This window comes from Caulobacter sp. Root343 (genome assembly GCF_001425745.1).
GTDB lineage: Bacteria > Pseudomonadota > Alphaproteobacteria > Caulobacterales > Caulobacteraceae > Caulobacter.
The window spans coordinates 656,869-683,467 of record NZ_LMDF01000007.1 but is presented as its reverse complement, the minus strand read 5'-3'; the positions used below and the strand labels follow the sequence as shown (position 1 = coordinate 683,467).

Below are 26,599 nucleotides of genomic sequence, written 5' to 3'. Positions count from 1 at the left end.
GTGAAAGTACGGAACGTCAGTTGCGCGAACCGCACTCCGACGATGTCCAGCTGGCATCTACGAGACGTGAAATACACTTCATTTGCATGGCAACGCCTGCCGGCAGCCCATGCAATAGGGCTAAACATTGGGCCTACGGAGCGCAGAAGACCTTCAGATCCACGCCGATGGACTGGCATCCCGCATAAAGGGACAGCAGAAGGTGGAAAAGCTGAAGGGTGTGAGCCCTTGGATTGGGAGCGTTGACTCCTGCCACGACGGCAGCACGCGAAAGAATCCCGCCGCCTAAAACAATCCAAACCTCGCGACCCGCGGCTGGATTTCCGCGTACCTTCTGGAAGAGTTTTCGGAAGGCGGCTGAATTGGGGCCTACGCGCCGGCGAGGGACCCGGCCGCCAGTGTGCATCCAGTCGCCATCCCATTTCCTAGCCGCGCCCGGCAGTGGTTGGGCGTCAGCCTTCAGATAGGCTAGATCCTTCAGCGCCTGCGCGCTGACGTCATAGATGCCGGTCGCGCCGCCCCCGGGCACGCCAGCTTTCCACTTCGCAGCAATAAAAACCACCCGCGAGCCGCCAGCCTCATCGACCCCGATGAAGTCAGCCACCTCGGTGCCAAGGTCGTCGCACACTAGGGCCTCGAACACTCGGCCGAACGCTCCCGGACCGGGCGCTCGCAGCTCCTCGTCGATCTTTCCAAACAGGGAAAGCGGCGGCCAAGTCGCCGCCGCAGCGGACAGATTGCCTTTCTCGGAGGTGATCGCCTGCAGCCCCGGGATGGCGTGTAGAAGCCCAAGCACTAGGGCACCCGCCCCGTTGGCCTGCCCCAACTGAAGGTCGATTGAATAGAATCTTCCGTATGCGAAGACGGTTGCGCCCTCGAGGATAATCCGGAATGGCTGCTGGCGGTTCAGTCGGTGCAGCAGCGTGACCTTCGGATTGGACCGGTCGTGGAACTGGGTCAGCTCGCGCGATGACAGCCAGTACTTCTGCTTCTTGCTATCCCACCGGATCCAGACGTGCACCGGGTTGCCGTCGACGATCAGCTCGAACCTGTGCAGGAACCCGGCCGGTCCGCCCGCGACTAGCGCAATATCGGCGCAGGCGCTGTCCAAGTCGAAACTCACTATCCGATTGTCCTCGGTGCGGAAGACATTCTTATAGGCGTCGAGGTCGACCAAAATGTTGTGGGGCGTAGTGTCCGCTGGCGGATCGACAGAATTAGCGAAGCGCTCGAACAGCTGCGACGGCGCGGGGTTGGCGTCCAATTCCGCGCTGACGTCGGTACACCAAGCGGAGAACTCCGGCAGGGTCGCCTGCGGCCCTTCGCCCTGGCGGACGCGGGCGCTCGTAAACCCGAGTGTTCGCCGGACCGTATCCGTCGGGCGCCCTGTCGCCCGCGTGACCACATTTGTGTGCTCGCCTACGAAGACGCCTGCCCTTGTGACGGACGGCGCCTGGAAGGAGCGACCGCGGAGAGCTAACGGTCCAAGGTCGGTATTGCGCAGTGTCACCGCCGTCAGCGCCTTGCTGGATGCGGGAAGTAGCGCGCCCAGTCGACGCGGGCCCAGTCGCCCCCTTATCTCCGCTAATTCGTCGGCCCAAAGCCCGCCGGAGTCATAGAAGAAGAGCCGCCCGTTCCGGTGAGCATACGCTGTGATCTCCAGAGATGCCGTCTGGAAAAGCGACTCTGCGAGAAGCGGGCTTTGGGTCAGGCTGATCGACAGGTGGAATCTGCAGGTCGGGTCCTGCTTTATTGGTCCAGAAGCCTGCTCGATACGATCTTCTTCGGACAGCTGGGCCGAGATCGCCGCCTCAAAGGCGTCGAGATCGAAGGCTGGCGTTGTCTCGAATATCACGGCCGATAACGGAACCCGGATCTCCGCCTGGATACCGTCATTCGCGAGATCCGCCCGCCGCCGAAACTGGCCGTCGACATAGTCGAGGTCTGGTAGGGCCTCGAGAACCCGGTCGACAAATGCCTGGTCGCGGAGCGGCGGACGTCCCCCGTTCGCGACACAGGCCTGATCGTAGGCAAGGAAGCGATTCCACATGGAGACCACCCCGTCCGACGGTCGGGTAATCACCAGGGCAGGCGGCGCAGCCTGGCCCAGCGGGCCGGGGTGACGCGTGAGCCTTCCGACCTGCTGAACTAGCTGCCGCTCGTTCCGGAACGGGGCGTACAAAGCCAGCATTGTGCAGGCGGGATCGTCGATGCCCTCCGTAAGCATGTGCTGGTGGATAAGGAACCGCTCGGCCCGCTCCGAGAGATTGGCCGGGACCTTTCCAAGCTTCTGGGCACCCGGAGGCCCTTCGGTGTCAAACGTATCGTGGATCGCCAGAACGCCATCGCCGCGCCCAGCCAGCAATTGGCTGAAGGCGAAGAACAGGGCGCTGACCTCAGACTCTTGGTCTGCCCGGATGATCATCTTGTGGTTGGGGAGAATGCGCCCCGCCGCGAGGAGCTCGTCGCGCCGGGCTATGACCGCCGCCGCAAACCCAGTGGCGTCCTGCGGTAGCGCCATTTCCTCAGTCACGACGGGCCGGATCAGGCCCTGCCCGGCCGCGGCTTCAAATGACAGGAAGCTGGTGAAGTCCTGGTCGACGCCAAACACCTTCAGGTCGTTGCGGTAAGGCGTAGCGCTGAAGAGGATCGTCGGCGCGCCGAGTCCTCTTGCCGCCCGAGCCCATTGTGGCGCTGGCTCACGGTGGCCCTCATCGAAGAACACAGTGCCGAACAGGCCTGCAAGCTTAGCGTAGGCGAGCTCATCGGCATGGATTTGCTGTAGGGCCTGGATCGTGGCGAAGATCGCAACCTCCTCGCCCTGGGCATCGCCGATGAGTTCGACGACTTTGTCGACTTTGGAGATAACCAGCAGCCCGGTGTGACGGAAATGCCATTCTTCAGCCGCGCCGATCTTCTCCCAGAAGCCGGCTCGGAATTGCCCCTCTAGCTGCGCGACCAGCGCCGCAGAGGGACAAACCACAAGAACCGGCGCTGTCGTAGCCCGCCGCCTGGCGAGCGCGGCCATGATCCCGGTCTTGCCGGCGCCTGTTGGGTAGTGGACGAGCGCCGACCGGCCCTGGGGAGCCTGTGCGAAATACCGCTCGCACTCGTCTACCGCGGCGCGCTGGTGGTTCCAAAGAGCGAGATCGTCGAGATCGGGCACCAGGATCAATCCGCAAAAAATCGCTTCAGAGTGAAGCTTGATTCTCGGATCGTATAGGTTGTCCAGCGCGCCGCATCGTTAGAATTGGGCTGGCCAGACTGGCTACTCCGCCATCGACCTCGAAAAGGCAGCGAGCACGGTCCCCAGCGGTCTGGCGATGAGCGGATCGGGAGCGAAATAAACTCTTACTCAAGAGGCCCTGATTTAGTCCCAGAGGTCGGCACGCAACGCCTTGGCCGCCAGGCACAGGAAATCCTCCGCCTGGGCGGGCGCCAGGCGGGTTCGGATCGATTTCGGAAAGTCGCTCAGTGGCCGGCGCCGCGGACGCCCCAAACCTGGCTTCAGGGCTTCGGCGCCCTTTTCTGGTCCAGCGTGCAGATAGACCTGCTCGGGCTCGCGTCCGATTCGGTGGCCGAGCCGATGAGCGATGTCGTAGACTAAAAGCGGCTTTCTATCCCGACGCAGGCCCAGCGCAACTTCGATCCGCCGGTAAAGATCCTCAAAGTCTTTGGCAGCGGCCAAGGTCGCGGAGTGCAGCGCGACCTGTTCGGCCATGGCTTCGAGCTCGGCCGCGCTGAAGATCCACTGATGGGTGTCGCGAACGCCGCCCAGGCCGAACAGCGCGCGGCGGCACGCTGCTTCCGGCGACAGGGTGGGATCGGCCCACCAGGCGCGCTCCTGTTCGACGCGGTCCTTTCGCAGGATCAGAAACAGGTCGACCATTTCGCGCAAGGTGGCGCATTGGGCGAACGAGACGGGACCACAGTCCCGTCGGGCGGGTGTGGCTACGCAAGACGACATACTCCCTCCTCCACTCTGCTGCCTCAGCAAATGACACCATTGAGCGAATCTGCACCGCAGTGCCGCCATGGTCGAGCTTTAGTCGAAGCTCACGTTCGGGGCGCCCATGTCAAATCCTTCCGACCCGTCTGCCCGCCGTTTGAATGGCCTTCAAACCGCGCTGAGCGAAAAGCCCCTCGAAGTCGCGGCCCTTGCCATAGTGGTCGGGACCACGGTCGCTCCCCGGGGACTTCGGCAGCGCCTCCCTCTTGGCCGAAGCGATCCAGGTCATGGCTCTGGCGCTAAAGCGAGAAGCGTTCATCGACATTGACGTCTGCCGACATCCAGTCCGAGTCGGCGTAAGGCCCCTCCACCACCTGCCCGCTCGAAGCGACGCCCCTAACCTCGCGCCGGCACAACCAGCCGCCTAGCCAACACACAGCCGACGATCCACTCTCATCTAGGATCGTCGCAACTCGGGGGGAATAGTGAGCGCCTTCAATCGCGCCATCGCGGTTCACATCGACACGCCGAGCTGGCGGTCTCAGCCGCCGGAATTCAGCCACCCTCTCCCGCGCCCCCTGGCGGCCTTGCGAGGGCCGTATCCCATTCATTTGCTCGAGATGCTCCTTCGTATTGGCGAGCACACGACGCCAGTGCTCAATATTCAGTCCGGAGTCGCCAGGATGTGGCCGCTTCTGCGGTATTTGCACGTCATCTCGGACAGCCCGCAATTGAAGTTCCGAAGCGCTTGGAAAGAAGTCGATGCGCATCAGAAGGCAATCGCGAGTGACGACTTCGGCGTCGGCCTCGGAATGTCCGTGCTCTACAGCGCCTTCGATTATGCCGCCTGCGTTGACGGACGCGCCTTTCTGCACCGTATGAACAGCCTCGGACTGCTGGCGTCGTCCGGTGGGCTGCCCCCAAAGGTTGGGTCAATGAAGATGGCGGACTTCGCCGCCATCGACCAGCGCGGCAAGACGCATATCATTGAGATCAAGGGAACACAGAGTTCCGACTACGCGCTTGCGAAAGCGATGGCTTCCGGCCAAGATCAGAAATGCTCCTTGGTCTTCGGCACCCCAGCTACCGAGCGCAGGGTAGTTGGCCAGCGACTCGTGGTTGGCTCGCTGCTGACATTGGAAACTAGCTCCCGCGGCGCGCAGACGACCGTGATGGATCCGGCGCCAGAGCAGGAAGAGACCGTCGAGATCGCTTCGACCGTGAAACTCCATGAACTGCGCGAACCGATCATCCGAATGCAAGTGGGCCGACTGCTGGGGGCGGCCGGTGCTTTCCGGACATCCGTGGCGATCACCGAGATCGACCGACCGGCAAGCCTCCCTGCGCTGGAGGGGCCGGGTCAGCGCGACCGGGTTCAGGGTGCCATCAGAGAGGATACCGCGCGACTGCAGTCATTTGTGTCCCATGGCGAGACTTGGCGCGGAGAGGAGGCGGTAGTTCCGCTTCTCGCGCCGCTCGAGGCCGGAAATCACATCTATCGCCGGGCCCGCTTGCGCCAAGGCGTAAGCATTGGACTACTCAGCGAACTGCAGGAGGGCGGAGGGCGGACGGCGTTCTTCCAGGACGCCTATCCGGCAGTCGATGGAAGGATGAAGTCGCCCAAGCCCGAGAGCGGCGAGGCCGAGGCAGCACTCGTTCGGCCGGGGATTTCGATATCAAGTATCGAGCTCTTGATGCGCTAGCGACAACCGCGCCAATGCCTTTGGAGCAGCTCCAGACCCCTGCCCCTCACAAAACGTCCGCTCCTTCTTGAAGCCTGGCGCGCCACTTACTTGGCCGGATGAAACTGCGGCTGATTGCCCGTTGCTGCGTCGCCTTCTCGTCAACGGCGAATTGGCGCACACCCGAGACAGACGTTGATCCACGGTTGGGATATCGTAATCAATAGGACGTTCTGGCCCACGTGGAGTGGGAGAATCGTCTAACCAGCGCGGACGCTTAGGGACCGCCGATGACGCCGACTGAAGTCTACGACACGTACTGGTATTTCGCCGCAGAACGGCAGGCGATGTACGAACGTCGCCTCTGTGATCCGGTGGGCCCCTGGACGACGGACCCGATTCTGAAAGCGCACCGTTTCACCAACACCTATCGCGCTGCGGATCGCGTCAGCCAGTACCTTATTCGCGAGGTGCAATATCGGTCCGATCGGCCGCAGGCCCCGGCAGAGGTGTTCTTCCGCACTATGCTCTTCAAGCTGTTCAACAAGGTCGAGACCTGGGAACTGCTGGAACGGCAATTGGGAACGATCTCTTGGCAGAGCTTTGACGCCGCTGAGGCCTGCAAGGTGCTCGACTCGGCTTATGCCGCCAGCGTCCGCATCTACTCCGCCGCCTACATCATGCCGGCTCCCGCCTTGGGTCACGCGCGAAAGCACGCCAACCATCTCACGCTCCTGAACAACATGATGCAGGACAACCTAGCCGCTCGCGTCAGAAAGGCCCCAACGCTCCGCGCGGTCTATGAATTGATCCGGCAATACCCGGGAATCGGGCCGTTCCTAGCGTTCCAGTACGCGATCGACCTGAACTATTCCGAACTGCTGAGTTTCGACGAGAATGATTTCGTCGTGGCCGGTCCCGGGGCCCTCGATGGGATCGCCAAGTGTTTCAAAGACGCCGAAACCATGGCACCAGCAGAGGTGATCCAGCACATGGTCGACGTCCAGGATCGAGAATTTGAACGACTGGAGTTAGATTTCGGTGGTTTGTTTGGGCGTCGGTTGCATCTCATCGACTGCCAGAATCTGTTCTGCGAAGTTTCCAAATATGCGCGTGTAGCTCACCCCGGCGTTCGTGGCGTCAACGATCGAAAGCGGATCAAGCAGAACTACCAATCGTCAGGTCGCGGACCCGGGACGCCGATGTTTCCGCCGCGCTGGCGACTCAACCCTCCGACAGTCCCGCCGCACCTCGCTTCGGTCGCACCCTGGGCCGGTGAGCAAGCATTTCTTCTCTAGCGCGCCCCCTCAACTAATGGTTTGACAACTCCGCTTGCGCTACGACACGGCGAATTGTGGAGGGGGACGCGGAGTGGATGAACAGATCGAAGCGGAAGACGCTATGACTGCTCCCGTCACCGTCGGGTTCTGGAGCAGCGAGACGATCTTGTCGCGCGGCCGCGCCGAGCAAGTTGTTCTCCCGTTTGACAGAGGCAAGGTCGATACCGCGTCATACCGATTGACCGTGGGGAGCGAGATTTTCGTTACGCCCCACTCCAAAGACGTCGCGCCCAAGTACAAGACCAAGCAGCAGCTGTCGGCCGGTCAAACCATCATCATCCCCTCCGGCCAGTTCGCGATCCTCATAACCCATCAGAAGGTACAGATTCCGGCCGACACGATAGGCTTCATCGGCCTTCGGTCCGGCCCCAAGATGCGGGGTTTGGTCAATGTTTCGGGTTTCCACGTCGATCCGGGCTATAAAGGTCAGCTCGTATTCTCGGTCTTCAACGCCGGCCCGCTGGACGTGCATGTCAGCCAGGGAGATGACTGGTTCATGATCTCATTCGCCGGGCTCGACAGGGCTTCCGGAAGAGTTAGGGAAAAGCCGGGCTTCGACAGCATTCCCAGCAGCCTTTTGTCCCCCTTGTCTGGCCAAGTACTGACCCTCAAAGGTGTCGACACGAAGATTGACGAGACCGAAGAACGGTTGATCGAACGTCTGCACGCCATTGAGCGGGATCACACTATCACACGGTGGGCAGCGCTTCTCGTCCTGGCGGCCCTGATCGCACTTGGGGTCCGAACCTGCACGACCACGGCCAACGCCGCGGTTCCAGCTCAGACCGTCCACGAGGTACAGCCTGATGCCTGACCAGCAGACCACTGAGTTCACAAGGCCCAAGGATACGCTGCCCAGGCGCATGTCATCCGTGTTCAAGGTGCGTCGCTGGTTCCCAGTCTTCATCGCGTTCTTTCTGGGCGCGCTTGGGTTGTCCCTCCTATGCATAGGTCGGACCTCGATCCTGACTGTGCCGGGTGCAGCCTTGCTGGCTCTTTGCATCGTGGTCATGCTCGGCGACGGCTCGGGGCGCTCTGTCCTGACGCGTCGGTCAGGACGCGCGACTGAGAAGACGACGCCGGACGCCATACTCTGGCTCTGGTGCTTCGCGGGCTTGATGGCCGCACTAATATCGTGGGAGGCGATGGCGATGGCGAATTCATGGATCGAGGCAGAAGCCGGCCGCCATACAAGTGTGGTCATCACAGCTTCGTCGCCTGGCACCCAGATAGCCGCCGACAGCCAGCCCGCTCGATAGGTCTCCTCAATGCCGCTTTCCCTTGCCGACATTCGGACCGAACTCGAACCGTCCGCCTCAACGCCCGGGCCCATCGGGCTGGATGAATATCAGCGCTTCGCTCAGCGCACGGATAAGACTGGGGACAACCCCGCGCTAAGCACTAGCCTCGTTCTACTTGGTCTCTTCGGCGAGGTGGGCAGCCTGCTCTCCGAGATGAAGAAGAAGCAAAAGGACCAGAATACGTTCAGATCCTATGCTGATTCAGCCCACGAAGAGATGGGCGATGTATTGTGGTATTTCTCGGCTGCGGTCACCAAGGCCGGGATGACCCTGTCGGAGATCGCTGCGGGATCGCCCAAAGGGCCCTCCGCACCTCGCACCTTCGTTGACCTCCAGGCGCAAACCCAACTGTTCGAGGAACCCGTCGTCGGGCCCCAGGCCGAGCAACGCTTGCTCACGCTGGCAGTTTGCACAGGCCAGGCAATCAATCGCTGGAGTCCAGCAGGCCTCGACCAGGACGCTGAGGGCTTCAGGCAGGATCTCGTCCGCGTCTTCGACGCCTTGGTAGAAGCTGCCGACGACGCGGGCATCAGCCTCGATGTCGCGGCGGTGCGCAACATCGACAAAATTCTCGATCGCCACCCTGTTCAGGAGAACTGGGGAGAGCGGTTCGACGCCGATGACGACGAGGACGAGCGGCTCCCCGACCTGATCGAGATGAGGTTCAAGGAGAAGAGGACTGAGAAGGGAACGAGGTTCGTCATCCAGCAATGGAACGGCGTCAACATCGGGGACCGGCTGACGGACAACAGTTCGTCTGAGGATTATTACCGGTACCACGACGTCTTCCACCTTTCGTATGCCGCCATACTGGGGTGGTCCCCGGTTTTGCGGGCTCTGTTGCGCCTCAAGCGAAAGAGCAAGCCTGTGGTCGACGAGCACGAAGACGGCGCCCGGGCCGTGATTACCGAGGAGGGCATTTCCAACTGGATTTTCTCCCATGGTGTGCGGCGCCAGGCTTTCTTGGGCGCGAACTCGCTGGATTTCGCGCTGCTGCAGACGATCCGGGCCATGGTGAAGGGCTATGAAGTCGAAAGCCGCCCACTATGGATGTGGGAACGCGCGATTCTGGAGGGGTTCAGGGTCTTCCGGGCACTACGCGACAATCGCGGCGGCATCATCGTCGCGGACCTAAAGGCGCACACCCTGACCTATCGCAAGGACAGTTAAGGTCCCGGCAATATCGCAAGCGGCCTCGGGTGGCCTTCCGTCCTCCCCATGAGAATGACGTATGCGCTTTGACATCCCTGCGGATCTGGATGGACTGGCTGGTTATATCGAGCCGTTCATGGCCCTCGCGGGACGGGCCCGTTGGGTGAAGCGACTCGATATTCTGGCCATTGAAAAGGACCGGTCTCCTTATCGATGGAAAATCGTCGCCGATTACCACTGGCTCGAAATGGCCGTCGGATTCCAAGCAGAGGTTCTCGCCAGGGAGGGACGGCTTCGGCCCGAATTCGTGGACGGTTTGATTTTTACGTCACTACGGTTCGCCGCGACGACAGTCGAGGTGCATAGGCGACTTTCGTCCGGGGCACAGTCGATCATGACGGGTCGGCTCCGCGACGCTCTCAAGGCCGAGAACGGCTTCGCGGCCATCTATCTGGAGCTCGATCTAGCGCAACGCATCATGGACAGCGGCGGTGATGTGACCTTCACCGATTTCGAAGGCACTCATCCCTTCGACTACAGATTTAAGCAGGGCGACTTTGTCGGCGAGGTTGAATGTAAAAGCCTGTCGGCCGATGCCGGCCGGAATATTCACCGGAAGGATTTCTATCGCTTTATCGATGCCCTCGAGCCCACGTTGGTCGATCAAAGATCTCTGGATCGCAAGGATATCCTCTTGATCACCTTGGACCATCGGCTCTCGCCCGCCACCTCCGACCAGGAGAGGTTGCGTCTCGCCGCCGCCGAAGTGTTGAGCGCCGACGGCCCAGACCAGATCGACGGGTCTGGCTTCACTGTCCAACGCCAACCGTTCGAACGCGCTCTAGGAACGACACCGATCTCGAACGAGAATGAGCTCTACGACGCCTGCACCAACGTGTTCGGCCGCAGTCTGCATCTGTCCGGCGGCCTGACTGCGACAGGCGGCTGCGTGGTCGTCATGCGCAGCCTGCGCGAGGATGATCCATCCAAACCCATGCTCGACGCGCTGCGTAAGGCCGCGGACCAGTTCACAAGGACACGGCCGGGCTTCATCGCGGTTCAGGACCATGGCATCGAGCCGGCAGATCTGATGCTCCCCCATCTTCGCCGCCGCGCCGGCATACTCGCCTACGCTCTGTTTGGTCACTACGGCGGCGATCACGTCGCGTCTGTGACGGTCAGCGCCTTTGGCGCTGTGGTGAGCGCAGCCGGCGGCGTGGGCACGCCTTCGTTTTCAATACCCAACCCAACGCCGGCCTATCCGGCCACAGCGAGTGACGCACCAGTCTTCCTTGAGCCTCTGTCAGATCAGGAGTTTGCTAATAGGATTGGAACACCGCTGCCCGCATCGAACATCTCGGACCTGCCTATCTGATCGGTGGCAGCTGACCAATTTGACTTTTCGCGCAGAGAGGTTCACCTATGTTCGATATTCGAACATGGAGGCGCGGATGACCGCGACCAGAGACGAGTTGAAGAAGGAGTTCGCCGGGAAGGCGGCCACCTTGAAGTCCGAGCTTGAAGCCTGGTTCGAGGACGAGGTTGAGGCGATCGATAGCGCCGTCGCCGAGGAAGCGCCGTCGGGAACCGGCGGATCCATCATCGGGATGCAGCCGGCGATCGATTCCAAACGTGTGCTCGATGCAACGGCCATCACAAAGAAGGTGCTCGGCATCGACCTGCCGCCGGAAATCATCAAGGCGGGTGGATATGCCAGCTGCGCAGAAATGATCGCCGATATCGTGCCGAAGCTGGAGAAGGTATTCACCGGCGAGCTCAAGGTCCGCAAACCGAAGCCCGTTGAGGCTCCAGAGCCGGCCAAGATTCCTGAGCCCGTGTGAGGATTTCGCTATGACCGACGAGAGCGCCAGATGGCGGGAGATTGGCGACCGGCTTCGATTGGCTCGCGAATATCTGGAACTCAAGCAGGAAGAGGCAGCGCTCGCGGTCGGCCTGTCCCGATCCGCCCTTTCTCTGGCTGAAAACGGTCGGCGCAAGATCGACGCCGTGGAGCTGGCGCGGTTCGCCGAGATATATGGCCAGTCGATCGAAGCGTTAACCGGCGTCACCGAAGCCAAACCGCTGCCGGAGAACGTGCAGGCTCTCGCCCGCGCGGCCACGGATCTGTCGCCCGAGGACCGCGCCGAACTTTTGCAATTCGCCCAGTTCTTACAGCTTCGTCCGCCGAGGACGCCGTCCCGTGGCTAGAAGCTCAGCCGATGCCACGCGCCTGGAAGGCGCGGCTGCCGCCAAGGCCTTGCACACCGAGCTAGACGTCCGTCGGCGAGTGACAGAGGGCGCGGGGTTAGTCGATGTGTTCGAGACCATCGGGGATCTCGGCATACCACTGATGTTTAAACCACTCACCTCTGCGCTGGGGCTGTGCCTGCCTGCTCCGCTCCGGGGAATACTCATCACCACGCGGCGCGGTCTCCACATCCAGCGGTTTACGGCCGCCCATGAGCTGGGGCACGCGGTGATGGAGCATCGCGGCAGTATTGACCTAGAGATCTTGGAACGTGGCCCACTCGCGCCGAGCAAGGGTCGGGATCTGCAGGAAGTTGCAGCCGACGCCTTCGCCGCTGAATTTGTTCTGCCCCGCTGGCTCTATAGGCATCACATCCGCAACCAGGGTTGGTCGGTCGCCAATGACCTAGTGAATCCCGCGACGGTCTACCAACTGTCGCTGCGCATGGGCGCGAGCTACAACGCGACCTGCTGGGGCCTGCTCAGCCACCAAATCCTTTCCCGCGGCGAGGTCGACGCCCTGCGCAAAGCGCAGGTCGCCAAGCTGAAAACCGCGCTTGGCGACGAGTTCAAACCTGGGTCGTCCTGGTCAGACGTGTGGCGGCTGACGGAAAAGGACAATGGGGCGCAGCTTCTTGGCAATCCAGATGATCTGATACGCATCGAGCTCAAGGAAGCGGCCTCGGCTGGATATCAGTGGCAGATCGAATCTCTCGTCGGTGCCGGCTTCGAGGTTTTGTCAGACAGCTCTGCAGTCTCTCGGGATCCGCTGCACTATGGCGGCCCAATTCTGCGGACCGTCATCGCCCGTCCGCCGGTGTCCGGCGTGGACGAACTTGTTCTCCGGGAACGCCAGCCTTGGTCGCCCACAATTGAAGATCCCTCGTTCACCCTCGGCTTGGCCCTGAACGGTCCCGAGGCTGGCGGACTGTCCCTCGCTGAGCGGCGGCGGAGAGGGGCTCTAACTTGATCACGCCCGCTGTCGATCTACGCAACCAGCTTCATCCGGTTCGTCACCAAGGCCACAGAAACTCCTGCCTAGCCTTCGCGACATCGTCCGCGCACGAGGCCAAGATCGCCGCTGTGGAGCATCTGTCAGTTGAATATCTGTTCTTCCAAGGTGCCGCGCGGATGGTCACCGGCGCCACAAAAGGCCTTACACTAGCAGCTGTCGCGGATGCCCTTCTGACTGAAGGCCAGCCGCCGGAACAGGCATGGCCATATACGCCCCAGGCCGTCGATCCGTGGACCGTGCCCGCGATTTCGCCGCCGTTCCACAAGGCCACCCTTACACCAGGTCAAGCGGACTTCGACTGGATCGTGGCCGCGCTCGATGCCGGAAGACCCGTGGTCTTAGGCCTCGTGATCACCGACGCATTCTATCGGCCTGATCCCGCCGGGATCGTGGACGACGGTAACGCCGTCATCGAGCGGGGCGGCCATGCGGTTCTCGCCGTAGGTCATGGCGCGGCCACCACTGGTCAGTCTGCCTTGCTCATCCGCAACAGCTGGGGCGACCTATGGGGGCTCAACGGCCACGCCTGGCTACCGCAAACGTACGTCAGACGGCAGCTCCATGAAGCTGCCATGGTGACCTAGGAAACGCCGATGAAGATGATCGAAGGAACAACTGCGCCAGAGGTCTGGCTCAACGCATCCGAATACCTGGCTACACAGCCTAAGGCCGAGGACTTCGATGTTTTTTTACACGTCGCAGAGCCAACCGTCCTTTCCTCGGCTGACGCCGCGGTCTACAAGGCTGTGGACGCCTTCTTGACGACCCATGGGGCTTTCGGTCTGCATACGGTCGCTGAGACCATCTTCCCGATCGATGAGTATACCCGGAACGGGGCTAGTGGCGTCTTCCGCGACTATCCGGAGAAACTCCGCGCCATCCAGAAGGCTAGGAGCGACAGCAACTGGGGGTCCTATTCCTACCGCATTTTGCGCCAGAAGGATGGGACGGGCAAAACCTACGTTCCCCTTGAGGACCTAGTCGAGAAGATCAAGCAGCACGGCAAATATCGCGCGTCCTTCGAACTGGGCAACGGATCACCCTTCGAGGACGATATCGCCATCTATGACGGAGCGACCGACCGCAAGCGACTGTACGGCGGGCCATGCTTGAGCCATTTGAGCATCAAGATTCATGATGGCAAGGTCCGCTTTAACGCGACCTACCGGTCGCACTATTACGTGCGACGTCTTTTGGGAAACCTAGTGGGCCTCGGTCGACTGCAATACTTCATAGCCCGCGAGACGGGGCTCGCCATGGGCGGTCTTACTATCAACTCGACGTTTGCACGCCTGGACAGCGGCGGCTCGAACGAGGGATCGGGCGGCAGGTGGAATAAGATGGAGGCGCTTGAGCTCATCCGTGAATGCCGCGCGATCTACAATGCGTCGGGTGATGCGTGTACGTGAGGCCTTACGCGCCGGTCAGCATCTTGAGAGAAACCGCCGAACAGGTTCGTGGTGGCAAGGCGGGTGTTCGTTGGCGTCGACACCTAAGTCGATGGCAAGAGCGAGCACAGCGGTGATCCTGGGTGTGGGCACCGATCTATGTCGCGTCATCAGGATACGAAAATCTGTCGACGGCCTTGGGGCTATGTGGATCGACAGCGTCTTCACCTCCAGCGAGCGGGACGCTTGCCATGCCAGCTCTGATCCTGGCTTTGCGTTTGCGCAGGGCTTCGCTGTTAAGGAAGCCGTTTCGAAAGCTCTGGGAACAGGCTTTGCGAAAGGCGTCGACCCGCGACACGTCGTGTGGCGACGGTCCGACGTTGCGGAGCCCGTCGTCGTGCGAGACCGTGCTCTCAAGCACCTCGCTTCGAAGACACCCTTAGCCCATACTGCTAGCATCAGGGTCAGCCTTGGCGGGACACGAGCTCTCATTTCCTGCCTCGCTATTATTGAAGCGGTTGGCCTTACCCGAGGCGCTCCGATCGCCCGCTGCCGCGCCGAATAGCCTCCGATGAGCGACCAGGGATGGCTTAGCCGCCACGTGAAGAGACAGGCCAAGCCTGCCCCGCTCGCTCGGGTTAGCTGAAATTTCCAGTTCGGCTTCGCTTGAGGCTGACTCCGATCATGAAATATTCCCGCAGACCAGTTCTACCACTCAGATCAATTCGACGCGTGAGAGGGTGTGCGACGGTCTCGCTTGAGTCAGATACGGATGCGCTAGCTTTAGCTCCCGCGACGTCCCTAGAGCAGACCTCCCGAAGGTCCCCTAAGAGTCAAAACGGGCCAAAAAATCAGTCGCGCATTTTGGAGTCTGATCGCGCGATTTTGGAGTCAGTCGCGGAATATTGAGTCAGCCTCCGCGCAGCAATCATTGAGCGCGCCAGTCGCAACTTAAAGAGTCAGCGACAGGTGCGGATGAGATTTGAGACAATGGCGACATGCTCATTGGCTACGCCCGCGTTTCGACTGCCGAACAGCGCCTCGATCTTCAGGTCGATGCGCTGACGCGTGCCGGTTGCGAACGGATTTTTTCGGATCACGCCAGTGGCGGGCGCGGTGATCGGGCGGGCCTGGCGGACGCGCTGTCGCATTTGCGCGCCGGCGATACGCTGGTTGTCTGGAAGCTAGATCGCTTGGGCCGGACCGTCAGGCAACTGGTGGACTTCACGGCGGAGCTTCGGACGAAAGAGATCAACTTCGCCAGCCTGACCGATGGCATCGACACAGGCACAGCTGCAGGCCGGTTCTTCTTCCATGTCATGGCCGCGATGGCGGAGATGGAGCGGGACTTGGTGTGCGAGCGGACGTTGGCGGGGTTGGCTGCGGCGAAAGCTCGGGGACGGCTTGGTGGACGGCCTGCCAAGTTGACCGAGCAGCAGATCAGCCACGCCAAACTGCTGCTGGCGGATTCGGCGGTCAGTGGCGCCGAGGTCGCACGGACCTTGGGGGTCGCCCGCTCGACGCTCTATCGATCGCTGGACCGCCCGAAGGGATCGCCGAAGAAGCGCTACAAGCGGCCGTCGCACATATGGGAGTCGCGACCAGGTACGTAGGAGTCTGTCGCGCGGAAAGAGTCAGCAAGCGTTTCGTGCTGCTGGCCCGTCGGATCTACGATCTAGGAGTCAGCGACAGACTCCTATTCCTGCGAGTCGCAGCTGTGCCGTCAGCGCGTCGTGGTGCGCGCCCTGGCCGCCGCAGCAGCGTTCAGTGTTTCAGGGTCTCGTCGATGAAGGCGTCGATCTCCGGCTCCCTGACCTTCACCGGGATTTCATGTCCGAACTGCTCATAAATGTGAACGCGCGCCCGCCCTCCGTTGGCCAAGATCGCTTGAGCCAAACGGCGGGCTTGTTCCGGATCGGTGCGATCGTCGTTCGCGCCATTCAAGATGAGGGTCGAAGCCCTGATGTCTGGCGCGAGCAGCAACGCCGAGCGCGAGCGCAAGGCGTCCTCGCCGCCACCCGTTTGAGCGACGAGCCTGCTTTTGACGCCCAAGGCGCCCAGCGACAACGGACGGGTAAAGTATGAGGGGAAGTCATAGAGACCGGAGATGAGCACGAGGCCGGCGACGTTTGGGTCGTGAGCCGCGACCAACGCCGCTGTGACCGCGCCAAGGCTAACGCCTTGAATCAAGACCTTGTCCCGTGACGTGTAACCCTCCGCCACGAGGGTTTTGATCACCGCTTCCACGGCGTGCTGCGTGAAGGGACCGGCGAAATCTTCCGGACCGCCGGAGCCGCCGTATCCAGGCAAGGAAACCGAGGCCGCGACGTAGCCTCTTTTCGCGAAACGATCGAGGACGCCCCAATCGACGAAGGCCTTGCCGCCTAGCCGGGCGTCTGGCGGCTGGTAGCCGTGGAGGAGGATGACGGTCGGCCAGGGCCCGTCACCGCCCGGCCTGCTCACGAAATATTCCACCCGCGCCGCGCTGTTGTCGGGATGAGCGATCGTTTCGGCCTGCGTCAAGGCCGGACGGGAGCAGCCTGCCAGGAACAGGATGACGCAAAAGGCGATCTGGCGAATTGAGCGCATGTCGTCTGATGGATCCTTGACGGGGGACAGTAACTTCAAGACTCGCTTTTCGCGACCCATGCTCCGCCAGCAAAGGCCCACCTTGGCGCTGGCCGGCCGCTGCCCCGCCACTACCGTGACGACAAACGGCGGGCGATGAAGGCGTCCACGGCGTTTGTATAGGCGCTGGGCAATCCAAGGGTGCGGTTGATGTCGGCGTGGCTCAGGTCCTGGGGCAGGACGGGCATGTCGCGACCGCCCGCCGCCGCCTTGGCCTGGAACCGCCGGGCGTCGTCGCAGGGATCATCTGGACGCTGGGTCGAGCAAACCAGCATCATCGGCACGGCCTTGGGCGTCCATTGGTCCATCGGCGAGGCCTTGGTCCAATAGGCCGGGTCGTCGCCGAACGCCCGGTCGTAAAAGCCGGGGTGGCGGCCGGCCATGGTCCGCGACAGCTGCATGACCGCCGAGTCCAGCACCACCGTTCCCGCCCACGGCTGACCAACCAGCTCGGGTTTGGACGACACCAGCGCCACCAGGTGCGCGCCGGCCGAATGGCCCATCAGGATGATCTTCCTGGGGTCCCCGCCCCAATCCTCGGCATAGCCCTGCGCCCACTGCACCGCTTCAGCGACGTCCTGCGCCTGCTCAAAGGCCATGGCGTCGGGCAGCATGCGGTAGTTGACGCTGACCACGATCCAGCCCCGGGTCAGCCAGTGCTTGAGCTTGTTCTCGACCGAGCCTGTGTTGGCCTTGTCGCCGACCATCCACGCCCCGCCGTGCACCATGATCAGGATCGGCGCGTCGCGGGCGCCCGGCGGGATATAGACGTCCAGCCGCTGGGCGGCGTCGGTTCCGTAGGCGTCGGTCTGCTTGCGGGCGCCGGGCGCGATCGCCTGCAGGTCGATCGGGCGCTCCTCCTCGGCCTTCTTCTGCTGCAGGCGCTGCCGCAGTTGACCGCGTAGGCCTGGGCCGAGTTGGGCGGCCTCGACCGCGCCAGCGCTGGCCAGCAGCGCCGCCGCCAAGGCGATCATCACGGTCTTGCATCGGCGGGTGGTCATTTCAGGCTCTCAAGCTGATTACGAATTGCAGTGACCTCGCCGCGCGACAGGCGGCCATCATGGTCCCGGTCGGCGCGGTCGAATAGCGGGGACGGCCCATCGATGAACTCGGCGCGAGTCACCCGCCCGTCGCCGTCGTGGTCGGCGTACTGGATCACCGCCTTCAGCGTCTGGGCCTTGGGTCGGTTCGACTTGGCCAGGCGCGGGAACTCCGACAGCGTCGCCACACCGTCGCCATTGCGATCGAGGCGTACGAACTGCGCTGCGCGCGAGGCCTTGAACTCTTCGCGGGTGACGTAGCCGTCGTGATCGGCGTCAGCCTTGTCGAGCGCGGCGCCGGGCGTGCGCGAGGCGGCTTGAGCGCCGGAGGCGGCGAGGACCAGACAGGCGATGGACAGGATCAGGATCTTCATTTGGGGCTCCGGAAGATGCCCGCCGCGCCTCTCCGCATCGGGGGAGGAAGAGAGAGGCGCGGCGGGCTTGGACGGGTTCGATCAGGGGCGGGTCGTCGTCCCGCTGACGGACCGCGTCGAGCCGCCATATCCGGTTCGCGAATGGTCGTAGCTGACCGTGCCGTCGCCGTTATTGACGACATTGGTGCTGCGGCTGGCCGAAGCGCCGTTGTTGAAGGTGCGGCTCGCGCCCGACTGATAGACCCCGTCGCCCCAGCTGGCCGAACGGCTGCTGGCGACGCCACGGCCGGAATTGGTCTGGGTCCCGCGCGACAACGAGATCGCGCCAGGCTGGCGGCTGACGTTTCGACTATGGACATGGCCGTGGCCGCGCGCGCCCTGGACACTGACAAGGCGGCCGTGCTGGCCGGCCTGGGCTGGGACGGCGACCATCACGGTCAGAACCGCGAGGGTCGAGAGGCTCGCGGCCAGGATGGAAGTCTTACGCATGATGGCTCCATGGGATTGGCGTCGGTGTCCCTCGACGCCGCCATAGGACAACCGCCGTGCAATCCCTCGTTTGCGCGGGCCTGACGAACTATGTCGAAGTGTAAACGGCCCTTGGGACAGCTTTCCCTGGGGCCGAGCTTGAGGCATCTCCTTGGCCATGGCCGACAACACCCTGATCGCGGTCGTGGAAGACGACGCCGAAATCCGAGACCTGACCTTGGGCCTGCTGCGCCGCGAGGGCTACGAGGTCGTAGGCTGCGCCGACGCCGAGGCCTTCGACCGTCTGGCCGCCCGTCGGCGAGTGGATCTGGTGCTGCTGGACATCATGATGCCCGGCGAGGACGGCCTATCGGTCTGCCGTCGCCTGCGGGCGGCCGGCGACGTCGCCATCCTGATGGTCACCGCCAAGGGCGACGACATCGACCGGGTGATCGGCCTGGAGATCGGCGCTGACGACTATCTGCCCAAACCCTATAATCCGCGTGAGCTGCTGGCTCGGGTGAAGGCGATCCTGCGCCGCACGCGGGAGGTCCACCGCGTGGCCAACTCGCCGCCGTCCGAGATCCTGGGCTTCGCAGGCTGGCGGCTCGACGCGGCCAGCCGCGACCTGACCGATCCGGACGGCCGGCCCGTGGTGCTGACCGGCGGCGAGCATGACCTGCTGATGGCCTTCCTGCGCCATCCGCAACGGGTGCTGAGCCGCGACCAACTGCTGGACTGGACCCGAGGCCGCAGCGCCGAGCCATTCGACCGCGCCGTCGACGTATTGCTCAGCCGCCTGCGTCGCAAGCTCGGCGCCGGCCCGGGCGGGGAAACCCTGATCAAGACCGTGCGCGGCGGCGGCTACCTGTTCAGCGTTCCCCCGGAACGGCTCTAGTCATGATGCTGTCCGACAATCTTTCCACCCGGATGACCACCATCCTGTTGGCGGGCCTGGCGGTGATGCTGGTGATCGGCGCAGCTCTGCTCGTCTGGCCGCAAGGTCGAGGCGAAGGCGGCGTGCGCTTCTATCAGTTGCCGCGCCCGTCCGAGGCCCTGGCCATCGTCGAGGCGGTCGAGGCCAGCTCGCCAACTGCACGGGCCAAGGTGGTGAAGGCGTTGGACACCGGCGTGATCCGCACGACCCTGGACGGGGCCTTCCCGCCTCTCCAGCTTCGCGCCCGCGCCGCCGACGCCGGCGATCCGGGCTACCAGGCCTATCGCCAGGCGCTGGGCGCGCGGGATCTGCGGATAGACGTTCGGCGCGGCGGGCGCCTGAAGGAAGGCGCCCTTCCCGGCCGGCACGCCCTGCGGCTGTCGGTGCGGCTGGCCGGCGGCGAGGTGCTGGTCCTGCGCCGCCGCGCGCCCGACACCGCCCGCCAGTTCTTCGGCCGCGTCTCCCTGGCGGCCGCGACCGTGCTGGTCGTCACCCTGCTGATGCTGGCCCTGGCCGTGCGCCAGACCACCCGGCCGGTCAGCCTGCTGGCCAAGGACGTGGCCCGGTTCGGCGACGATCTGGACGCCAAGGCCCTGCCCCTGCGGGGGCCGCGCGAGCTGCGCGAGCTGTCCGCCGCCTTCAATACGATGCAGGGCCGGATCCGGGGCCTAATGGACGAGCGCACGCGGATGCTGGCCGCCATCGCCCACGACCTGCGCACCTACCTCACCCGCCTGACCCTGCGCGCGGAGTTCATCAGCGACGAGGTCCAGCGCGCCAAGGCCGGGACCGACCTGGCGGAAATGTCCCAATTGCTGGACGACACCCTGCTGTTCGCGCGTCAGGATGCTGGACGCGGCGACGGCGCCCGGTCGATCGACATCCGCCGCGAACTGGAGACACTGGTCGCACTGCGCTTGGAGATGGGCCAGGTGGTGCTGCTGGCGTCCGAGGCGGCTGGCGCGGCCTGGGCCTCGCCCCTGGCCCTGCGCCGCATGATCGACAATCTGGTCGACAACGCCGCGCGCTACGGCGGCGCGGTGACGGTCGACGCCCGCCCGCTGGGCCGCCGGGTCGAAATCACGGTGCTGGACGACGGACCAGGCCTGCCAGACGCGGTGCTGGAAACCATCACCGCCCCGTTCGAACGCGGCGAGGTCTCGCGCAATCGTCGCACCGGCGGAGCAGGCCTGGGATTGTCGATCGTCAAAGCCTTGGCCCAAGGCCAGGGCGGACGCCTGACCCTGGCCAACCGCCCTGAAGGGGGGCTGGCGGCGATGATCGATCTACCGGCTCGGCCGGCCGGCTAGCACCATCAGCGAACGCTCAGCCTACGGCCTGCTTAAGAAGCGGCGGACAGCGCCCGACAGGAGACGACCGAGCGCTGTCCGCGTGGCCTCCCGTGGGGGACGGATGTCGAGGCCACCGCCAGATCATTCGCGCGCCGAACGGCCAAGGTTACGCCGCGTTGAAAATATGGCGCGCGGGCGACCGAGGAAAATTTCTGGCGACCGGCCTGTAACCGAAAGCCAAGCTCCCGCGAATGGGGAGGTGTCGGGCCGATCAGCGGCCGGCCTCAACCATCAGGAAACGCCCTCCATGACCAGCCTCAAGTCCGCCACGATCGCCTCGGCAGCCGCCCTGTTCGCCATGACCAGCATGGTCGCGGCCACCCACGCCGCCGCCGCCCCCAAGACCGCCGCCGAAAAGGTCCACTGCTATGGGGTCAACACCTGCAAGGGTACGTCGGATTGCAAGACCGCCAAGAACGACTGCAAGGGCCAGAACGAGTGCAAGGGCATGGGCTTCAAAGCCATGACCAGCAAGGCGTGCGTTAAGGCCGGCGGTTCGCTGACCGCGCCCATGTAATGCGCGTGGGCCCGGCCGCCTTTGCCGGCCGGGCCTCGTCCGCTCCGCTCTTGTTCAGGATGCTCACATGTCCGACCGCGTGATCGCGCCCTTCGAGGGCTTCGGCCTGGGTTTGCGCCCGCCCCATTACGCGGAGTTTCTCGAGCGCGATGTCCCTGTCGATTTCGTCGAGGTGATCTCCGAGAACTTCATGGTTCGCGGCGGTCGGCCATTGCACATCCTGGACGCCGTGCGCGAGCGCCATCCGGTGGCGATGCACGGCGTTTCGATGTCGATCGGCTCGGCCGATGGCGTGAAACCGGACTATCTGCGCCGCCTCAAGACCCTCGTCGATCGGGTCGATCCATTGTGGGTGTCCGACCATTTGTGCTGGACCGGCCTGGAAGGCTTCAATTCCCACGACCTCCTTCCCCTGCCCTATACAGAGGAAGCGATGGATGTTGTCTGCGCCAACATCGCCCGGGTCCAGGAGGTTCTCGAAAGGCCGATCCTGCTGGAGAACCCGTCGAGCTATCTGACCTTCGCCGACGACGAGATGAGCGAGCACGCCTTCATGGCGCGGATGTGCGAGGCCACCGGCTGTTCGCTCCTTCTCGACATCAACAACATCTATGTCAGCGGAACCAATCATGGCTTCGATCCCGCCGCCTATATCGCCGGGGTGCCAGTCGAGCGGGTGCGCCAGATCCACTTGGCCGGCCACAGCCAGGGCAAGGACCTGCTGATCGACACCCATGACCAGCCGGTCCCTGATCCCGTTTGGGCGCTTTACGAGACGGCTTGCCGGCGCTTTGGCCCCGTGGCGACGATGATCGAGCGCGACGACGACATTCCGCCCCTGAGCGAGATGCTGGCCGAGTTGGACATCGCCCGCGCCCGCGCCAGCCGCATGGAGCGCGCCGCATGAGCCTGCTGGCGATCCAGCGCGGGCTGCGCGACCATATCCTGGCTGGCGGAGGCGATCGCCCGGCCGGCGTGGCGCCAAGCGGCGAGGCCGGCCTTGCGGTCTATCGGCGCGCGTATCGCGCTCAATTGGTCGCCTGCCTGCGCGATACGTTCGAACACACCTGGTCCTGGCTGGGCGACGACGGCTTCGACGCCGCCGCGCTCAGCCATATAGCGGCTCGTCCGCCCGGGGGCTGGACGTTGGACGCCTATAGCGAGGATTTTTCACAGACCTTGGCCGGGCTCTATCCCGACGATCCGGAGGTGGCCGAGCTGGCTTGGCTGGACTGGAGTCTGCGCCGCGCCTTCGACGGTCCGGACGCCGATCCGATTACGACCGAGGCGCTGGCCCGGGTGGACTGGGAAAGCGCGGCCTTGACCTTGTCGCCGACCCTCACGATCGGCGCCGTCGCGACCAACAGCGCCGCGATCTGGGGCGCGCTCGCCGAGGGGCAGGCGCCGCCAGCGGTCGAACGCCTGCCCGCCCCGGCCGCGATCCGTGTGTGGCGACAAGGCCTATCGCCCCAATACAGGACGATCGACGCCTTCGAACAACTGGCCCTCGCCATGGCGCTGGACGGCTGCGGTTTTGCCCGCCTGTGCGAACAGCTCGCCGGGCCCGACGACGCCGAGCGCGTCATCGCGCGCATGGGCGGTCTTCTCGGCGCATGGCTGCACGACGGACTGATCTGCGGCGTTCGAGCATGACGTCCCCCGGGAGACCAACACCCTCCGTTGCGATCAATAGCGAGTCCGACCGCATGTTTCGGGGGACAAACCCGTTTCCCACGGCGGAGTTCAGCCCCCTCGAAAGACATGATCGACATGGACTGACCCGCGCCAGAAGCGGTCATTGGAATACGGCCGAATACGGACTTTCGTTACTCAGTCCGAGATGAACCGGTAGCCGACGCCCGGCTCGGTCTCGATGATTTTTGGTTGAGCCGGATCGTCCTCCAGCTTCTGGCGCAGCTGGCCGATGAACACCCGCAGATACTGGGTGTCCGTCGCGTGGGCCGCTCCCCACACCGCCACCAGAAGGTCTTTGTGGGTAAGGAGCCTGCCGTGGCCGAGCGCCAGGCGCGCGAGCAGATCGTACTCCTTGGGCGAGACCTTCACGACCGCGCCGCCCCGGGTGACGCGACGCTTGTCCAGGTCGATCTCGACGTCGCCCGAGCGGATGGGTCCGGCCGGCGCCCTGGCCGAAGCGCGTTGGCGCAGGGCGGCGCGGAGGCGGGCCAGCAGTTCGCCGACACCGAACGGTTTTTCCAGATAGTCGTTGGCGCCGTTGTCCAGGGCCTGGATCTTCTCGGCCTCGCGGTCGCGGGCCGACAGGATCAGGATCGGCCCTTCGTAGAACTCGCGCGCTCGGATCAGCACGTCCTTGCCGTCCATGTCGGGCAGGCCGAGGTCCAGCACCACGGCGTCCGGCGACCACAGCGCGATGCCGCGCAGGCCCTCCTGGCCGGCGTCGGCGCGCAGCGGCTCGTAGCCGGCGGCGTCGAGGGCCGGTCCGAGGAAGCGGTGGATCTGCGGTTCGTCGTCGATGACGAGGATACGCGGGCGCGAGATGCTCATGGCGTGGTCATAGCAGGTGATGCGGCGTGACGACCGCCTTGGGCAGGCTGATCAGCATGCGCGTACCCTTGCCATCGTGGATCGGGCTGGCGGCGGCGATGCGGCCGCCCATGGCGTCGATGAACCCCTTGGCGATCGACAGGCCCAGGCCGGCGCCCTGGCTGCGATCGGACGGCTCCTCCATGCGGCGGAACTTTTCGAAGACCCCTTCCAGCTCGGTGGCCGGGATGCCGCGCCCCTCGTCCTCGATGCTGATGACCACATTGGCGCGGTCCTCGTAGGCCGCCATCTCGATCCGGGCGCCTGACGGGCTGTAGGCGATGGCGTTCTCGAGGATGTTGACGATCGCCTGCTCCAGCAGTCCGCCGTCGACACGGACCAGGCTGAGCTGGCCCGGATAGTCGCGGACCAGTTGACGCTCGCCCAGCCGGCGGGTGACGCGCTCGGCGGCGGCGCCGAGCACGTCGCGGACGTCGGTCCAGTCGGTGCGCAGCCGCAGCGCGCCGCCTTCCAGCCGGGTCATGTCCAGCAGGTTGCCGACGTAGCGGTTCAGCCGCTCGGCTTCCTCGCGGATGCTGAGGATCAGGTCGTCGCGCACGGCGGCCTTCAGGGTCTTGCCGTAGTCGATCAGCGTGCTCGAGGCGCCCAGTACCGTCGACAGCGGCGTGCGCAGGTCGTGGCTGATGGAGTTGAGCAGCGCCGAGCGGAAACGGTCGGCGCGGCGCAGGGTCTCGGTCTCGACAGCCTCGGTCGCCAGCTCGGCGCGCTCGAGGGCCACCGCGCCCTGCCCCAGCAGCGCCAGGACCAGCCGCTCGGTGTCCGATCCGGGAACCATCGCTCCCGCCTCGATCCCGGCCACCCCCGCCCGGGAGCGCACGCCGTCCAGCGGCCAGAAGGTCCAGCGCGCCTGCGGTAGCGTGCCAGTGCCGAAGCCGGCGGGCTCGCCCTTCTCCCAGGCCCAGCGCGCGGCGGCCATGGGCGTGGCGTCCAGGGCATCGAGAGACGGCGCCCCGGCCGCGGACTCCAGTTCTCCATTGTGCGACAGCAACACCACGGCCTTGCCGCCGGCGGCCGCAGCGGCCTGTTCGGCGATGGCTCGCGCGGCCGCCTCGCGCCCGGCCGCGGCCGAGAACACCCGGCTGGCGGCCAGCAGGGCCGAGACCGCCGAGGCGCGGCGCTGGGCATCCCGGCCCTGGTCCCGCACCCGCCCGGCCAGGCCTCCGGAGGCCAGGGCCACGGCCCAGAACACGACGAGCGTCAGCAGGTCGATCGGTGAACCGATCGCGAAACTGTGGCGCGGCTCCAGGAACAGGTAGTTGTAGACGAGGAAGGCGACGGTCGCGGCCGCCAGCGCCGGGCGCAGGCCGTGCAGCACGCCGGCGGCCAACACGGCGGCCAGGAAGATCATCCCCAGGTCTACGCGGTCGAACGCGATGTCCAGGCCCCAGGCGAACAGGCTGGCGATCGCGACGAAGCCCGCCCCGGTCAGATAGCCCATCCAGGGCGCCGGCGAGCGCGGCCGAGGTGGTTCGACCACGGCTTCGTGCGCGGCTTCGGTAACGACGTGGATCGCCGCGCCCCGGGCCTCGCGCAGCAAGGCGGGCGCCAGCGACTTGCCCAGCAGTTCGCGCCAGCGACTGTCGGCCGACTTGCCGATGACGATCTGGGTGACGTTGTTGCGCCGGGCATAGGCCATCACCGTGGCGACGACGTCCGCCCCCGTGAGCACGATGGTCGAGCCGCCCAGTTGCTCGGCCAGCTTCAGGGCGTCGCTGGCGCGCGCGGCGCCCGCAGGCCCGGGCGGCGGCCGGTCGGGACGATCGACATGGGCCACGGTCCAGGGCGCGTCCATCATCATGTCCGACAGCCGACGACCCGTGCGCACCAATCCGCCGGCCATGGCGTCGCCGCTGACCAGGACCAGGATCCGCTCGCCCGCCGCCCACGGGCCCTCGACGCCCTTCTCGCGCATGGTCGCGACCAGCTGGTCGTCGACCGTCTGGGCCGCGCGACGCAGGGCCAGCTCACGGAGGGCGGTGAGGTTCTCGATCTTGAAGAAGTTCTCCGAGGCCAGGCGCGCGGTCTCGGGGACATAGACCTTGCCCGCCGCCATCCGCTCGCGCAGCTCGTCGGGGGTGATGTCAATCACCTCAATGGCGTCGGCGCGCGACAGGGCGTTGTCGGGCACCGTTTCGCGCTGACGGACGCCAGTGATCCGCTGAACCACGTCGACCAGGCTTTCCAGGTGCTGGACGTTCAGCGTGGTCCAGACATCGATCCCCGCCGCCAGCAGTTCCTCGACGTCCTGCCAGCGCTTGGGATGGCGTGAGCCGGCGGCGTTGGCGTGGGCGTACTCGTCGACCAGCAGCAGCTTGGGCCGGCGCGCCAGGGCGGCGTCGAGGTCGAACTCCATGACCACTCGCTCGCGATGGTCGATCGGCTTGCGGGGCATGACCTCCATGTCCCGCAGCAGGCTCTCGGTCTCGCGGCGGCCATGGGTCTCGACCAGGCCGATCACGACGTCCTTGCCCTCGGCCTTGCGACGCCGGGCGGCGCGCAGCATCTCGTAGGTCTTGCCGACCCCCGGCGCCATGCCCAGAAACACCTTGAGGCGCCCCCGGCCCGCCTTGTTGGCGGCGGCCAGGAGCGCCTCGGGGTCCGGACGTTTCGGTGTGTCGGCCGGCAA

Annotated in this window: 26 protein-coding genes; 18 read left to right on the top strand and 8 right to left on the bottom strand. The window is 64.5% G+C overall.

The window, feature by feature from the left end; translation table 11 throughout:
* Positions 1-133 precede the first annotated feature (133 nt).
* Together ASC70_RS15720 and ASC70_RS15715 are read right to left on the bottom strand one after the other, a co-directional pair.
* On the bottom strand, positions 134-3,166 hold the full coding sequence (locus ASC70_RS15720; protein ID WP_200939224.1) for a DEAD/DEAH box helicase: 3,033 nt from the start codon (positions 3,164-3,166) through the stop codon (positions 134-136).
* A 204-nt stretch (positions 3,167-3,370) separates the two neighbouring features.
* The gene (locus ASC70_RS15715) at positions 3,371-3,898 is read right to left on the bottom strand and encodes a hypothetical protein (RefSeq protein WP_156396231.1); all 528 of its coding nucleotides are present in this window, start codon (positions 3,896-3,898) and stop codon (positions 3,371-3,373) included.
* A 536-nt stretch (positions 3,899-4,434) separates the two neighbouring features.
* Between ASC70_RS15715 and ASC70_RS15710 the strand changes: the two genes are divergently transcribed.
* The 13 genes from ASC70_RS15710 (at position 4,435) to ASC70_RS15655 (ending at position 15,687) form a co-directional block, all read left to right on the top strand.
* Positions 4,435-5,652, top strand: a complete 1,218-nt coding sequence (locus ASC70_RS15710; RefSeq protein ID WP_156396230.1) for a hypothetical protein — start codon at positions 4,435-4,437, stop codon at positions 5,650-5,652.
* Positions 5,653-5,921: 269 nt separating this feature from the next.
* On the top strand, positions 5,922-6,929 hold the full coding sequence (locus ASC70_RS15705) for a nucleotide kinase domain-containing protein (RefSeq protein WP_162247232.1): 1,008 nt from the start codon (positions 5,922-5,924) through the stop codon (positions 6,927-6,929).
* 73 nt (positions 6,930-7,002) lie between these two features.
* Positions 7,003-7,785 carry a hypothetical protein gene (locus ASC70_RS15700; RefSeq protein ID WP_056748837.1) on the top strand — a complete coding sequence of 261 codons (783 nt, stop codon included), beginning with the start codon at positions 7,003-7,005 and terminating at the stop codon, positions 7,783-7,785.
* Positions 7,778-8,230: a hypothetical protein gene (locus tag ASC70_RS15695; protein WP_056051629.1), complete on the top strand. Its 453-nt coding sequence runs from the start codon at positions 7,778-7,780 to the stop codon at positions 8,228-8,230. Before ASC70_RS15700 ends, ASC70_RS15695 begins: the two co-directional genes overlap by 8 nt.
* Positions 8,231-8,239: 9 nt before the next feature.
* Positions 8,240-9,442: a nucleoside triphosphate pyrophosphohydrolase family protein gene (locus ASC70_RS15690; protein ID WP_056051627.1), complete on the top strand. Its 1,203-nt coding sequence runs from the start codon at positions 8,240-8,242 to the stop codon at positions 9,440-9,442.
* Positions 9,443-9,503: 61 nt separating this feature from the next.
* Positions 9,504-10,799: a hypothetical protein gene (locus ASC70_RS15685; RefSeq protein ID WP_056051625.1), complete on the top strand. Its 1,296-nt coding sequence runs from the start codon at positions 9,504-9,506 to the stop codon at positions 10,797-10,799.
* A 76-nt stretch (positions 10,800-10,875) separates the two neighbouring features.
* Positions 10,876-11,265 (top strand): hypothetical protein, encoded by a 390-nt coding sequence (locus tag ASC70_RS15680; RefSeq protein WP_156396229.1) that lies wholly within the window; start codon positions 10,876-10,878, stop codon positions 11,263-11,265.
* Positions 11,266-11,275: 10 nt separating this feature from the next.
* On the top strand, positions 11,276-11,632 hold the full coding sequence (locus ASC70_RS15675) for a helix-turn-helix transcriptional regulator (RefSeq protein ID WP_056051621.1): 357 nt from the start codon (positions 11,276-11,278) through the stop codon (positions 11,630-11,632).
* Positions 11,633-11,738: 106 nt separating this feature from the next.
* Positions 11,739-12,641: an ImmA/IrrE family metallo-endopeptidase gene (locus tag ASC70_RS15670; RefSeq protein ID WP_156396228.1), complete on the top strand. Its 903-nt coding sequence runs from the start codon at positions 11,739-11,741 to the stop codon at positions 12,639-12,641.
* Positions 12,638-13,270: a C1 family peptidase gene (locus ASC70_RS15665; RefSeq protein WP_056051618.1), complete on the top strand. Its 633-nt coding sequence runs from the start codon at positions 12,638-12,640 to the stop codon at positions 13,268-13,270. Before ASC70_RS15670 ends, ASC70_RS15665 begins: the two co-directional genes overlap by 4 nt.
* A 9-nt stretch (positions 13,271-13,279) precedes the next feature.
* Positions 13,280-14,095: a hypothetical protein gene (locus ASC70_RS15660; RefSeq protein WP_056051617.1), complete on the top strand. Its 816-nt coding sequence runs from the start codon at positions 13,280-13,282 to the stop codon at positions 14,093-14,095.
* Positions 14,070-14,639, top strand: a complete 570-nt coding sequence (locus ASC70_RS26005) for a 4'-phosphopantetheinyl transferase superfamily protein (protein ID WP_082539740.1) — start codon at positions 14,070-14,072, stop codon at positions 14,637-14,639. The genes ASC70_RS15660 and ASC70_RS26005 overlap by 26 nt, the downstream gene beginning before the upstream one ends.
* Before the next feature lie 433 nt (positions 14,640-15,072).
* Positions 15,073-15,687, top strand: coding sequence for a recombinase family protein (locus tag ASC70_RS15655; protein WP_056051614.1), 615 nt, complete (start codon positions 15,073-15,075; stop codon positions 15,685-15,687).
* A 151-nt stretch (positions 15,688-15,838) separates the two neighbouring features.
* Here the strand turns inward: ASC70_RS15655 and ASC70_RS15650 are convergent, their stop codons facing one another.
* From ASC70_RS15650 to ASC70_RS15635, 4 genes are all read right to left on the bottom strand, one after another.
* Positions 15,839-16,702, bottom strand: a complete 864-nt coding sequence (locus ASC70_RS15650; protein ID WP_162247230.1) for a S9 family peptidase — start codon at positions 16,700-16,702, stop codon at positions 15,839-15,841.
* Positions 16,703-16,773: 71 nt separating this feature from the next.
* Positions 16,774-17,703: an alpha/beta hydrolase gene (locus ASC70_RS15645; protein WP_056051610.1), complete on the bottom strand. Its 930-nt coding sequence runs from the start codon at positions 17,701-17,703 to the stop codon at positions 16,774-16,776.
* The gene (locus tag ASC70_RS15640) at positions 17,700-18,116 is read right to left on the bottom strand and encodes an EF-hand domain-containing protein (protein ID WP_056051608.1); all 417 of its coding nucleotides are present in this window, start codon (positions 18,114-18,116) and stop codon (positions 17,700-17,702) included. Before ASC70_RS15640 ends, ASC70_RS15645 begins: the two co-directional genes overlap by 4 nt.
* Before the next feature lie 81 nt (positions 18,117-18,197).
* On the bottom strand, positions 18,198-18,605 hold the full coding sequence (locus ASC70_RS15635; RefSeq protein ID WP_056051606.1) for a hypothetical protein: 408 nt from the start codon (positions 18,603-18,605) through the stop codon (positions 18,198-18,200).
* 157 nt (positions 18,606-18,762) lie between these two features.
* On the opposite strand from ASC70_RS15635, the gene ASC70_RS15630 reads away from it, so the two are divergent.
* From ASC70_RS15630 to ASC70_RS15610, 5 genes are all read left to right on the top strand, one after another.
* The gene (locus ASC70_RS15630) at positions 18,763-19,482 is read left to right on the top strand and encodes a response regulator (RefSeq protein WP_056051605.1); all 720 of its coding nucleotides are present in this window, start codon (positions 18,763-18,765) and stop codon (positions 19,480-19,482) included.
* A 2-nt stretch (positions 19,483-19,484) separates the two neighbouring features.
* The gene (locus tag ASC70_RS15625; RefSeq protein WP_056051603.1) at positions 19,485-20,831 is read left to right on the top strand and encodes an ATP-binding protein; all 1,347 of its coding nucleotides are present in this window, start codon (positions 19,485-19,487) and stop codon (positions 20,829-20,831) included.
* Positions 20,832-21,120: 289 nt separating this feature from the next.
* Complete coding sequence (locus ASC70_RS15620; protein ID WP_056051600.1) at positions 21,121-21,390, top strand: hypothetical protein; 270 nt, start codon at positions 21,121-21,123, stop codon at positions 21,388-21,390.
* A gap of 67 nt (positions 21,391-21,457) precedes the next feature.
* A complete protein-coding gene (locus ASC70_RS15615; RefSeq protein ID WP_056051598.1) occupies positions 21,458-22,297 on the top strand; it encodes a DUF692 domain-containing protein in 840 nt (279 codons plus the stop codon).
* Positions 22,294-23,043: a DNA-binding domain-containing protein gene (locus ASC70_RS15610; protein WP_056051596.1), complete on the top strand. Its 750-nt coding sequence runs from the start codon at positions 22,294-22,296 to the stop codon at positions 23,041-23,043. Before ASC70_RS15615 ends, ASC70_RS15610 begins: the two co-directional genes overlap by 4 nt.
* A 177-nt stretch (positions 23,044-23,220) precedes the next feature.
* Here ASC70_RS15610 and ASC70_RS15605 read toward each other — a convergent pair whose 3' ends face one another.
* On the bottom strand, positions 23,221-23,913 hold the full coding sequence (locus ASC70_RS15605) for a winged helix-turn-helix domain-containing protein (protein WP_056051593.1): 693 nt from the start codon (positions 23,911-23,913) through the stop codon (positions 23,221-23,223).
* A gap of 7 nt (positions 23,914-23,920) precedes the next feature.
* Positions 23,921-26,599 carry a sensor histidine kinase KdpD gene (locus ASC70_RS15600; protein ID WP_056051592.1) on the bottom strand — a complete coding sequence of 893 codons (2,679 nt, stop codon included), beginning with the start codon at positions 26,597-26,599 and terminating at the stop codon, positions 23,921-23,923.